Below are 12,253 nucleotides of genomic sequence, written 5' to 3'. Positions count from 1 at the left end.
CTGCTGCATACTATAGACAAAGGCTCCGCACTGTTGCGGAGCCTTTTGTATTCCAGGTACCATGTTATATCAAGCCAGCTTTTGATGCACAGAAGAGGCCTCTCCGGTTATAGATTTCCTTACATGGTAATCTGTAATATAAGCCAGGGGTAATCCAATGCAGCACATGAGTATGGCCATGCCAATGGCAATACTCTCTACGGTAAAATGGGCCATTTTATGCTGAAAAACGGGCAATACAATGAGGTTCATGATACACCACACCAGGGAGCCGTATGCCAGTCCGCCAATGGTTTTATTGTGCCGCAGCCAGCTGCTGCGGTTGTACAGCCGTATAAACAACAGGGTAAAGCAGGCGGCGATAAAAAAATGAATGGCCAGGCCCAGCAACGCCGTGCCCCAGCCGCCGGTAAACGCACTTGGCCCGATAAGCACGGACGCTATGGAATGTAATATTTTAAATGCCTGTGCATTTGCCAGGTAACCGTAAACCACAATAGCCGCCGTCACATCAAGCGTACCGGCTATAAGGATACCTGTGATAAAAGTGGAATAAAATACAGTTTTAGTGTTGGTTTGCATACCGTTTATTTGGGTGATTTGAATGAGCTACAGTTAAATTAGTCCAAATCCCAACCGGTAAAACGGTTATTCTACCAACGTTCTCCAAAGGCCTACAAACAGCAGGAAAGAACGAACAATGCGTGAGCCGTGAGTGATCTTAGCGAGCACCAATTTCGAGAATCGGGACATCGACACATTTATTGCCCGCGAGGTGTCTTCACCGACGCGTTTTGGCGATACATATTGTGGTGAGGACACCGGCACAGGCTGACGGGTTTCAACCATACAACCATCTACCCATTCTGCTCCAGCATGGAGACAATCAACTCCTTGTAACTTCTCCCGATCGGTATCTGTTTGCCTGCAATATCAATTTCGGTGGCGGTAAAGGCTTCAATTTTGTCGCGGGCTACAATAAAGGAGCGGTGTACGCGAATGAAATGAAATTTCGCCAGCAGGGCTTCCATCTCGTGCAGGGGACATTTGGTGAGCAGGCTTTTCCCGATGGTAAAAATGCGGCTGTACTCTTTCAGGCTTTCTACGTACAGTATTTCATCTGCCCATACTTTCACCTTCTTTTTGCCTGTCATAAAAAACAGCCAGGGGCGTTCTGCCGCGGGCGGATGTTGGGCAGGCGGCGGTGCCAGCTTGTTAACAGCCATCAGGAAGCGACTGAAAGCAATGGGCTTCAGCAGGTAGTCGGTTACATTCAGTTCATAGCCCTGTAACGCATATTCCTGGTAGGCCGAAGTGATAATGATATGCGGCGGATGCTGCAGGGTTTTGATGAAATCGAAGCCTTTTACTTTGGGTAAATGTATATCGAGAAAAATAAGGTCTACCGGTTGTGTCTGCAGCAGCTCCATGGCATAAATAGCATCACTGCAGGTATGGGTGAGTTGCAGGAAAGGCACCTGTTTAATATAGTCGGTGAGTATCTCGGCGGCCAGCGGCTCGTCTTCCACAATCATGCAGTTATATTTTTGCATAGCTGTTGAGGTTTATGGTGAGATGAACGGAGAAGGTATCTGTTCCGTTGCTTATTTGCAGGTGGTGCTCGCCGTACATGAGCTGCAGCTGCCTGCGCACATTGCTTAAACCTATTTTATCACTGATGGCCGCATTCCCGTTTTCGCAGGTATTTTCTATCTGAAAGGTAAGCAATCCGTTTTGCAACGTTAACTGAATATGTACAAAAGAATGAAAGCGTGATTCGCTGACCCCGTGCTTAAATGCGTTCTCTACAAAGGGTAATAAAAGCAGGGGGGCTATGAGGCGGGTTTCATCGTCTACGTTGAGGGAGAACTGCAGCTGCAGGCGGTTGTTGTAGCGTATTTTTTCCAGCTCGAGGTAATCGTTCAATACGCGTATTTCGGCTGCTACGGTTACCTGTCCGCTGCCGGATTCGTATAGCATAAAACGCAGCAGCTGTGACAGTTTGAGCACCACCGGCGCTGTTTGCGGTGATTGCTTGCGCGCCAGTGCGTAAATGTTGTTGAGGGTGTTGAACAGGAAGTGCGGGTTAATCTGGTTACGCAGGAAACGCAGTTCTGTTTCCAGTTTTTCCTTTACCAGGTTTTTCTCACGCTCTTTGGCGCCGAGTTGTGTGCGCAGCAGTTTAAGGGTAATGGCGATGCCCGATACGCAGCCGATATCCATAAAGGCAAATAAAACCAGTACCGGGCTAAACAGGGGGGATGGTTTGAAAATGTCCGGGTATACATACACATTCATGTAATACTGGGCTACCAGCCGGTAGGCGACAATGGTAACACACAATAACAGCAGGCCCTTGCCAATCTCGCGCCACAAACGCTTACCCTGCAGCAGGGCTGGAATGGTGAAATAAATAACGCAATAGGTAAACAGCAGTTTGGGTAACAGCAAACAGGCGCCTGCATGCATGGCCATCCACCATTGCTGGCTGGTGCTATAGTGCTGTACAGAGGGTGATACCCATAAAAACTCCAGCATACTGTCTTGCAGCAGGTATACCATCCAGAACAACAAATGCAGCAGGGTTCGCTTCATGTCTTAAAAATCGGGAAAAAATGCTGCACTGCACAGAAAAAGGTACGAGCGTCAGTTATGAGCCGCCAAACGCCGGTATTGCTACCCTGGCGCCTGGCAACTCATGCTGTTGATCCCTGTTCATCATCCGGCTGCCGCTCCCGTTGCGGCAGCAGTATTGTGTAATCCTGCAACTGGCTGTTATTGCGGCAGTGTTACCACCGGCTGCGTGCCTGTGCCGCAGGTGAATTGCTGGTTGTCGCTTGCTGTTTTGGGCACAAAGCCACTGGTGAAATAATTATAGCCCGGTCCGCTGGCGGCTGCACCATAGTCAACACGTGAATACACATCGTCGTGCGTAGTGGTGGTGAAATGTGCTGTTTTCAATTGTTTCCAGGTGCCGTTGGGTGTTACAATCCACTGGTTCTGCACCAGCATATTGCGTTGTTTGTAGCTGTTGAGGCCACCGCCAAAATCTTCTATAAAAGAATAGAGACCGGTCATGTTGTACGTGCCTACCGGTTTGTAGTAAGTCGCAATCAGCTGCCACTGGTTGTTTAAAAAGATATAACCGCTGTAGGTAACGCCACCTGCATCGGGCACGGAGTGTACCAGGAATTTGTACGTGCTGTCTGTATGCCAGTTGTAGATGGCGTAGGCATGGCGGCCGGTTCCTTCATTGCCAAAATTTTCTTCTGTAGTAACCAGGCTGCCTTTCTGCACAAGTTGTACTGCGTAGTTGGCAGGTACCTGTCCGGGATCGTTGGTGTTGTAATCGCTCCAGATAGAAAACAGGATGCGGCGTTCGGTAGGACTGTTCACCTGTATACCGAAATAACCATTGTAAAAGCCATTGGCCATAAAGAAGGTGTTGACTACATCGCTGCCTGACGGAATTTTGATCTCGTTGTAAAACCAGCGGGCAGTATCGCCGGTTGCAATGGTGTAGCCCATGTGTACGGCAGGGCAGGTGCGCCAGTCGCTTTTATTGTAATACGCATTATTGGCGGGTGAGCCGCTGATAATGATGTTGCTTACATCTGCATAATAGCCGCCTGGTTTGGTGGCACCTTTAATGGTAAAATAGCTGATGCCTGTGCCGGTGATATTAACCGTGCCGGCGGTGATTTTCTGGTAGCTGGTGCTTTGCGGAACATTCACGGTAAACTTTTTGCCGGCTATGCTTACGGTTACAGATCCCGCGCCATCAGGCGATTTGGCGAGCAATGATACGGTGAGCGAACCGGTGTTGTTAAAGGTTACATACACGCGGGCAGAATCATTGGAGGAAGTCCAGTTGCCAATACCGGTACCGGAAATGCCGATATTGTTTTCATCGGGGATGCCATACGCGTTTTTAAGGGGAATGGTGTCTGTGGTGCTCACTGCCGTGGCAGCAGCTTTGCCATCGGCGGGTGACAGGTCTACAATTCTCTTGTTACATGCGGTTAGCAGCAACAGTGCTGCGAAGCTTTTCACAGCACGTGTTTGGTACATTGAAATCCTCATACAATCAGAACAGTTTTTGGTTATAAAAAGTGTTTAACAGGCATAGGTTTATAAAAAGAAGGGGAATGTATTGATCAGCAGGGGTATGCCTGCCGGCAGCTATACCAAGTTAATGGTTAACGAAGCGTGCAGCAACCAGGGGAGATGGATGTAAAATCACGCAAACGTTTGTAATGAAGCAACAAACGTTTGCGTGATTTTTATGGCATGCGCAGGGTGAACGGTTTGTTTTAGAAACTGTGCGTATGCTGCGGCCGCTGTATGTACGGCTTTGCGGTTTGCCCTATGTCAGTAATGGTGCGGCGGTATGCAGTTTTTGTGTGATCTCTTCCATGCGCTTTAACAGCAGCTGTTCAAGCGAACGCGGTTTTACAATTCCTGCTTTGTCGGCAAACATGATATACCAGCGGATAAAGCCTTCAAAGCAAGGTGTAAGAAAGGTCATCTGTACATCTTCGCCCTGCTGTTTTTCGCTTACAAAGCCATTGTAGTATTTCTGCTCCTGCAAATAAGGTGTAAATTCTTTTTGCACGTTGATGACCACGGTTTTTAAATCCTGTTCCTGTTTTACTTTGGCCAGGTAGGCTTTTAAAGAGGGATGTGATTGGGTGATGAGGGTATCGGTTACCGTGAGCGATGCAATCCGGTCTGTCCGGAAATCGCGGTAATCCTGCCGCAGCTGGCACCATGCAATTACGTGCCAGTAACCGCCGTAATAAAACAAGCCGATGGGTTCTACCTGGCGTGCGGTAGGACTTTGGTTAAACGCCTGGTACCGGATGCGGATCATCTTCTTTTCCGATACGGCTTTTAACAGGGAAGGCAGCAGGTTACCGCCGGTATCAGATGCGCCGGGGCCGGTAAATTTGCGGTGCACGGCCACTGATTCATCCATGTTTTCGAGCAGGTCTTTTTCGGTGCTGCGCAGCACTGCTTTTATTTTAAACATGGCGTTCTGGTAAGTGGCGGCCAGTGCAGGGTCGGTGAATTTCTCTACCAGCTTTTCGGCTGTTAAAAAAGCAGTGGCTTCTTCGCGGCTGAACATCACCGGCGGCAAGCGGTAGCCATCCATGATGGAGTAGCCAATGCCTGCCTCGCCTATAATGGGTATGCCTGCTTCTTCCAGTGTTTTTACATCACGGTACACAGTGCGCAGGCTGATGGAAAACCTGTCTGCTATTTCCTGCGCTTTGACTATTTTCTTTGACTGCAGCTGAATTAATATGGCGGTAACACGGTCAATCCGGTTCATACTGTAAGATAATTTGAAAATCTGACAACGGGAAACGTTACGCCTTAACGTGTACAACTATCGTGGTGTTGTAAGGATATGCAGGTGGTTCAGCATGCTGATGCGAATGGCTGTTTGACATTGTGCGACAAGGTGGTGCTCTTTGGAAAGGAAGACAAATGGGCAATTATTGCGCTGGTTTGGGTATATATTGTCACACCCGGTTCAGTTGCAACCGGGCAGGCCTTTTGGCAGAGGGGCAATATGGTGGTTGGTTGCGCTTAAATGAGGTCGTTTTTATCTCCACCCAGGCGGCTTAATTCTTCTTCGTCGAGGTCGTCATTCGGGCTGTGTATGCTCAGGTCTGCGTCCTGCGCAATGTCTTTTTCAGCCTGTTCGTGTGCTTTTTCTGTTTTGGTTGTCTGGTGAGGATGTTGGTGGGGCAACGGGCCGGTATGTTTGTTTTTGGGTTCCATAAAACGCTTTTACAGGAAAATGCCGAAAAAACTATGCCATGCGTGATGATTGTGTTGTACGCAAGGTTAAAAACAGGTTTAGGGAATAGCCAGTGCGGTTGCGCCGGGTACGGGAAAACCATGTAATTTCGTTACATAAAGTTTTCATGACCAATCCATATCTCTCGATGCTGCGCACTGCCTGGCATTATGCAAGGCAGGAACGGAAAAAGTATTTGCTGGTATACAGCATGTTTGTGATCGCCAATGTTATTGATTCGCTCGGCCCGCTGCTGCTGGGCTGGTTTGTATCGCATATTGAACACAATAAAAGCAATGTGCTGCACTATGCTTTTTTATACGCCGGTTTGTATCTCCTGTTTAAAGTGGCGCAATGGAGCCTGCATGGGCCTGCCAGGGTAATGGAACGCAAGCTCGCATTTAACCTTAGCCGTAACTTTTTGCAGGAGCGTTACCACCAGCTGCTGCACCTGCCGGTAAAATGGCACCAGGATCATCACAGCGGCGCTACCATTAACCGCATCCGCAAAGCATACGAGGCCTTGCGTGAATTTTTCGACCGCGGTTTCATCTATCTCTATGCGGTACTCAAATTTGTTTTCTCCATTGTGGCCATGTTGTATTTCTCGCCTTTGTTTGGCGGTATTGCCATTGCATTGGGTGTGCTCACTGTACTGGTGATTATGAAATTCGACAAGCCTTTTGTGAAAACACAGGAAGTGGTTAATGAACGCGAACACCGCGTAAGTGCTACGTTGTTCGACAGCCTGTCGAACATTATGACGGTGATTACGCTGCGCCTGGAACGCAGCATGGAATCGGGGCTGATGCATACCGTAAACCGCATTTTACATCCTTTCCGCAAAAATGCGGTGATCAATGAATGGAAATGGTTTTGTGCCGATGTGCTTATTGCCGTGATCTACGGCGTGGTTGTAGTGGGTTATATTTACCAGCACTGGCAACCGGGCACTACGTTTTATGTGGCCGCACTGGTGGTTTTGCTCGGGTACATCAACCAGTTTACCAGTGTGTTTCACGATATCGCCTGGCAATACACAGATATTATGCAGTACAACACTTCTGTTCAGACTGCATCGGTTATCAGCGAAGCTTTTGCACAACACCACCGTGCAGATGTGCCGGAGCAATTGCCCGAACAGTGGAAAAGCATACAGGTACAGGCGCTGAATTTTTCACACAGTATCGCAGAAGCCAATGGGTATGCACCACCCAGGCTTCATGACCTTGCCATACGCATTAACCGCGGCGAACGCATTGCCCTGATTGGTGAAAGCGGAAGCGGTAAAAGCACCCTGCTTTCCCTGTTGCGCGGTTTGTACAATCCTGAGCCGGGCATTATGTTACAGGTAGATGGCCAGCCGCTGGAGCTTGATACGCTGAACGAATCGGTAACCTTGTTTCCGCAGGAGCCGGAAATATTCGAGAATACCATTGCCTATAATATTACCCTCGGGTTGCCTTTCACCAACGAAGAAATTATGCAGGTATGTGACAGCGCTTTTTTTACCGGTGTGGTAGATCAGTTGCCTGCAGGACTGGAATCTGATATCCGCGAAAAAGGCGTGAATCTTTCCGGTGGACAAAAACAGCGGCTCGCATTGGCGCGTGGCATCCTGGCCGCACGTGACAGTGCACTGGTACTGCTGGATGAACCTACCAGCAGTGTAGATCCGCGTACAGAAGCGATGATTTATGAGGGGATGTTCAATGCCTTTGCAGACAAGGCCATTATCTCTTCCATGCACCGGCTGCACCTGTTACCACAGTTTCATTACATCTATATACTGCACCACGGAAGGATTGTTGCAGCAGGCAGTTTTGAATACCTCCTGCAGCACAGCACCCATTTCCGCGACATGTGGAAGCACCAGCAGGAAGCAGGGAGGGAGCGGGAGCGTGAGTGATTTTAGCGGGTAACAGTTCGGGAATCGAGACGTCGACAGTCGTGACTATCTAAGCGAGTATTATTCGTGAATCGTCAGTCGTCAGTCGTGAGTGATTTTAGCGGGTAACAGTTCGGGAATCGAGACATCGACAGTCGTGACTATCTAAGCGAGTATTATTCGTGAATCGTCAATCAATGTCGTTTAGTTAACAGCTCCTTTGTGAACTTTGTGGGTTTTTCCTTTGTGTTCTTTGCGGTAAAAAATATCAATCACGCTTAACTAAACGACCTTGAATCGTCAATCGCGAGACGTGAGTGATTTTAGCTATACCTGCTTTTTTATTTTCCGCCAAGCAACTGCTGTAATCTGTCATGCGTATGTTTTAGATAACCACGGCATCGTGTGTTAAATAAAACCACATGACAAATTCGTATACCGAAAGCGTTTTAAAAGTGCTGGCTTATTTTGATATTTTCAACTACCCGGTTAAGCTGGATGAGATCAGGTATTTTTTAGATCAGCCTGTTACCGAAAAGAAATTAACCTTTGCCCTGCAACAGTTACAGGATCAGCAGTTGCTGTGGCACATGGGCGAATTTTATTGCTTGCGGAATGATATAACCCTTGTGGAGCGCAGGTTACACTGCAATGCCATGGCAGTGAAGCAATTGAAAAGAGCCATGCTGTTTGCAAAGCTCATCAGGTGTTTTCCGTATGTGAAAGGCGTCGCGGTATCCGGCTCATTGTCGAAGAATGTGGCTTATGAAGGGTCTGATCTTGACTTCTTCCTGGTGATGCAGAAAGACCGTTTGTGGATAGGCAGAACCCTGCTGCATATTCCCGTGAAAATAGCGGCACTGCTGGGTTTGCCACACTATGCATGCCTCAATTATTACATAGATGAATCGGCATTGGAAATACCGGAACAGAATATGTTTACTGCCATGGAAGTTGCCACAATGCTGCCGGTACAAAACAGCCAGCGCGTGTTTCAGCGCTTTTATCATGCCAATCAATGGGCTTATCATTTTCTGCCAGGGCACAAGCCGCGTATCGATGAATCCAGGGAGTTTGCCCCGGGTTACCTAAGACGTTTTATGGAATGGATTTTCGATGGTGCATGGGGCAGCAGGCTGGATGACCGCATTATGGGCAAATGCCGCAAACGCTGGGAGCTATTGTCCCAGTCGCCTAAACGTAACCCAAAAGGTTTTCCTTTCGGTGCTATTGCAGAGAAACACTACTGCAAACCTTATCCTTATTTCTTCCAGAAAAAAGTGCTCTCCCAGCTGGATGAAAAAATGTACCTGCTATCTGCCAAACGCAAACAGGCGCTGGACAACTAAGCTGTTTTTTTACGCAGCGTTATAATGTAATAATCACCGATATGCCGCCAGGGAAAACTGTTTTTAAACCTGTTTTCCAACCGCATCAGCCGGCGGAAAAGCCAGGGGTGTTTTGCCGGGAATTTCTCCAGGTACGATGGCGGAACAATGGTACACAAGCCTTCTACGGCAAGCACTTCAAAATCATGCTGCGCACAGTTGCGGATAAATGACGGCTGGTAATACCAGCATGTGAATTTTACGCCTTCCACATTGGCTGTAACCCCGTTCTTGTGATTGAATCTTCTGAAGGCGAGCTTAAACCTGCCGCGCAATGCCAGCATTGTTTCCCATAAACAAAAACCAGGCATCACCACCATGGTTACCAGTGCGCCTGGCTTTAGCAGGGATGGAAATGAATGAATCACTTTGTCCAGTTCACCTGTACAGTTCAACCCTGCGAAATTAGAGAAGATCAGGTCGTATGGGCCGCGTTGCTGCAGTTGGTCCAGTTGTGTGAATGAACATAGCTCACTGCTTACCTGCGCAGTAGTTTGTTTCCATTCCATTTTTTTCTGCAGGCGCTCGAGCATGCCTGATGAAATATCGGTTGCATGCACGCGGTGGCCCTGCCTGGCAAAATAACCGGCATCTTCACCGGTGCCGGCATTGAGTTCAAGTATATGGCTATTGGGTTGCAGGTAACGGTTGATGTGGTTTCTTACCCTGTCGCGTTTGTATTGGATGATGGCATTGTGCGCATATAACTGGTCAAAAACAGCAGACTGCCTGGTAAATGCTTCTGCTGCTTTCGCTGTGTCGTGGTTAATGGTCACCTGTTTCATAAAATCTGTTTATGTTGCCGCCGGGTGCTCCAGCTGTTGCAGTTTTTTTTGTGCCAGCACCGATAAAATGCCATAGTAGACGGCTTTTGCTGCCTGCTTTATATGGGCGCCGCTGAGCCTGCCCGGATGCTGCCGTAACTGTGCAATACTGTGCAGACTTTTATGGCGGTTGTACACTTTATGCACATAACTGTACAGTTGTTTGTAATATGCCGGCTGGTACGTGTTTTTGAACATCAGGGCCATTTCATTCGAATCTGTCCAGTTGGTTTTGAATTTCAGATCCTGTTTTACCTTCTCGTAAAAGCCGGTGCCAGGTAAAGGATACGAAACAGAGATACCAATGCTGTCTGGCAGCAAAATTTTAATCATCTCAATGGTCTGGGCAATGTCTTCTTTTGTTTCACCGATGTAACCAAACTGTATAAAAAACGAGGGCCGCATGCCGTACGATTTAATGAGCCTGGTAGCTTCATAAATCTGCTCTACGGTAGTGCCTTTGTCCATGGCGTCCAGTATGTGCTGCGAACCGCTTTCGGCACCCATCCATATATTGTCGCAACCTGCACGGGCAAGCGCTTTTACGTAGTTTTCCTGCAGCAGCAGGTCTGCGCGGGACTGTATCTTGAATTTGAAATGCAGGTTTTCCTGTTCTACCAGGTTGGCGAATTCATTTACCCAGTTGGGTTTTAAGCCGAATATATCATCGCAAAACCAGATATGATCAAAGTGTAAGCGTTCTTTCAGCAGTTTAATTTCCTGCACCACATTCTCCGGGCTGCGTGAATTGTAACGGTTGCCATAAATGGGTTTCGCACACCAGTTGCATTTAAACGGGCATCCGCGTGTGGTGGCCATGTTAATGGAAAAGTAACCGCTGCCGCTGAGCCACATTTTTTTGTAAGGTGTAATGTCCAGTATATCCCAGGCAGGGAAGGGCAATCCATCCAGGAACTTCAGTACGCTTCTGCGGGGTGTGGTAACAATGGCTGCCTCTTTTTGATAGGCAATGCCCTGTATGTGGCTGAAATCTGTTTCACCTTTTTCCAGTGCGGCTACCAGTTCCTGCAGGCTCATTTCTGCCTCGCCCAGCAAAATAAAATCAGCGCCTTCGGTGAGGTATTCGGCATAGCGGTCGGTTGAATCAGAGCTGGAAACAATCACCGTGCAACCCGCAGCTTTGGCCAGGCGGCTCATGGTAAACGCTGCTTCACGCATATTGGTGAGGCACATTTTGGTGAGATAGTTAAAGCCATCGTCATACAACACAAAATAACGCGGCTGGTGCTGGTTTAACTGGTGTGTAACATTGTTGGGGTCTGTTTCAAACATGGTGTCGTACAGGGCAACGGAATAGCCGGTTTCGCGCATCAGTGCTGCAGCATACAGGGTGCCCAGCGGCGCATACGGCTGCCTGGCTTTCCATTGCTTGGGATCGAAGCGCAGGAAGTAAGAATGGGAAAACAGTATCTGGGTCATTTCAGTTGGCTAAGGAAATGGATGAACAGGCATACCGCCTGCCAACATATATACGGGAAAAAGGCAGCAACGGTTGTCCGGGCCAAACGAATATCGACGAATGGCTGATCCGATGGCCTTGTTGTACACCAGTTTACCAGGGTTGCAGGATAATCCAGGGGAAAGGGTGGCTTTTCCCGGGCAATCGGTTAAACCAGCTGCCGGGGTTATGGGCAAGGGTATACCGGTAGTGCTGCAAATCGTGCAGGGTATGGTGAAAATATTGTGCTGCCATACCGGGGAAACCGAGCTGTGTGTAATACTGCAGGCTGCGCAGGCTGGCGGCAAGCTGTTCTTCCCGGGAACGGTAAAAATGTGTGTCGGTGATATGAATGGTGCCGCCGGGCGCCAGCTTAACCAGGGCTTTATCGAGTATATCCTGCAAGGGTGAAAAATACTGCACAGATGCGGCAAACACAATCATGTTAAACTGCTCGCCCGGCAGAAACCGGTCAGAAAAATAATCATGCACAAACAGCAGGTTATTTTTATCAAACACACGGGCTGCCTGTTCCAGTTCGGGCAGGTTGATATCTGTACCCACTACTGTAGCGCCGGTGGCTGCCAGCTGGTTGCTGAGCCAGCCGTTGCCGCAGCCTATTTCAAGAATAAGGCGGGCCTTTGTGCGGCGGCTGTAAGCTGCCAGCCAGCGGGCGGTTCTGGCCCGCACATGCCACTCTGCGTGTAACGGGTGTTGTGTGGCAACTTCAGGCAACCGTGCAAGCGCCGCATCCGTATATATTCGGTGTTCGGCATCACGCACGGCAAGGTATTGCTGTTCAAATGCTGCTGCTACCGTGGCGTTTACGGCATGGTACACTTTATTGACAGAGCGGTATTGTGACAGGTTCATAATAGTAGCTGT

Annotated in this window: 11 protein-coding genes; 2 read left to right on the top strand and 9 right to left on the bottom strand. The window is 48.6% G+C overall.

All coding sequences use genetic code 11. The annotated features are described in order from the left end of the window. Positions 1-69: 69 nt before the first annotated feature. From DXN05_RS12250 to DXN05_RS12220, 6 genes are all read right to left on the bottom strand, one after another. Positions 70-582, bottom strand: a complete 513-nt coding sequence (locus tag DXN05_RS12250) for a DUF1440 domain-containing protein (protein ID WP_116847525.1) — start codon at positions 580-582, stop codon at positions 70-72. Between the two features lie 275 nt (positions 583-857). Further along, positions 858-1,553 carry a LytR/AlgR family response regulator transcription factor gene (locus tag DXN05_RS12245; RefSeq protein WP_116847524.1) on the bottom strand — a complete coding sequence of 232 codons (696 nt, stop codon included), beginning with the start codon at positions 1,551-1,553 and terminating at the stop codon, positions 858-860. Further along, complete coding sequence (locus tag DXN05_RS12240) at positions 1,540-2,595, bottom strand: sensor histidine kinase (RefSeq protein WP_116847523.1); 1,056 nt, start codon at positions 2,593-2,595, stop codon at positions 1,540-1,542. The genes DXN05_RS12245 and DXN05_RS12240 overlap by 14 nt, the downstream gene beginning before the upstream one ends. 180 nt (positions 2,596-2,775) lie before the next feature. After that, positions 2,776-4,083 carry a DUF3472 domain-containing protein gene (locus tag DXN05_RS12235; protein WP_116847522.1) on the bottom strand — a complete coding sequence of 436 codons (1,308 nt, stop codon included), beginning with the start codon at positions 4,081-4,083 and terminating at the stop codon, positions 2,776-2,778. A gap of 283 nt (positions 4,084-4,366) precedes the next feature. After that, positions 4,367-5,335 (bottom strand): helix-turn-helix transcriptional regulator, encoded by a 969-nt coding sequence (locus tag DXN05_RS12230; protein ID WP_116847521.1) that lies wholly within the window; start codon positions 5,333-5,335, stop codon positions 4,367-4,369. A gap of 260 nt (positions 5,336-5,595) precedes the next feature. Continuing rightward, positions 5,596-5,790 (bottom strand): hypothetical protein, encoded by a 195-nt coding sequence (locus DXN05_RS12220; protein WP_116847519.1) that lies wholly within the window; start codon positions 5,788-5,790, stop codon positions 5,596-5,598. A gap of 146 nt (positions 5,791-5,936) precedes the next feature. On the opposite strand from DXN05_RS12220, the gene DXN05_RS12215 reads away from it, so the two are divergent. Both DXN05_RS12215 and DXN05_RS12210 read left to right on the top strand, forming a co-directional pair. Beyond that, on the top strand, positions 5,937-7,718 hold the full coding sequence (locus DXN05_RS12215; RefSeq protein ID WP_116847518.1) for an ABC transporter ATP-binding protein: 1,782 nt from the start codon (positions 5,937-5,939) through the stop codon (positions 7,716-7,718). 401 nt (positions 7,719-8,119) lie between these two features. After that, complete coding sequence (locus tag DXN05_RS12210; protein WP_116847517.1) at positions 8,120-9,046, top strand: hypothetical protein; 927 nt, start codon at positions 8,120-8,122, stop codon at positions 9,044-9,046. Here DXN05_RS12210 and DXN05_RS12205 read toward each other — a convergent pair. From DXN05_RS12205 to DXN05_RS12195, 3 genes are all read right to left on the bottom strand, one after another. Continuing rightward, positions 9,043-9,870: a class I SAM-dependent methyltransferase gene (locus DXN05_RS12205; RefSeq protein ID WP_116847516.1), complete on the bottom strand. Its 828-nt coding sequence runs from the start codon at positions 9,868-9,870 to the stop codon at positions 9,043-9,045. The two genes, DXN05_RS12210 and DXN05_RS12205, sit on opposite strands and share 4 nt — an antisense overlap. A 9-nt stretch (positions 9,871-9,879) precedes the next feature. Next, complete coding sequence (locus DXN05_RS12200) at positions 9,880-11,349, bottom strand: B12-binding domain-containing radical SAM protein (protein ID WP_116847515.1); 1,470 nt, start codon at positions 11,347-11,349, stop codon at positions 9,880-9,882. 133 nt (positions 11,350-11,482) lie between these two features. Further along, positions 11,483-12,241 (bottom strand): class I SAM-dependent methyltransferase, encoded by a 759-nt coding sequence (locus DXN05_RS12195; protein ID WP_116847514.1) that lies wholly within the window; start codon positions 12,239-12,241, stop codon positions 11,483-11,485. Positions 12,242-12,253: the final 12 nt, after the last annotated feature.

It is taken from the genome of Deminuibacter soli (assembly GCF_003412455.1).
GTDB classification, from domain to species: domain Bacteria; phylum Bacteroidota; class Bacteroidia; order Chitinophagales; family Chitinophagaceae; genus Deminuibacter; species Deminuibacter soli.
Note: the sequence above shows the minus strand (reverse complement) of the source record. Positions and strands in the feature narration are given on the sequence as shown.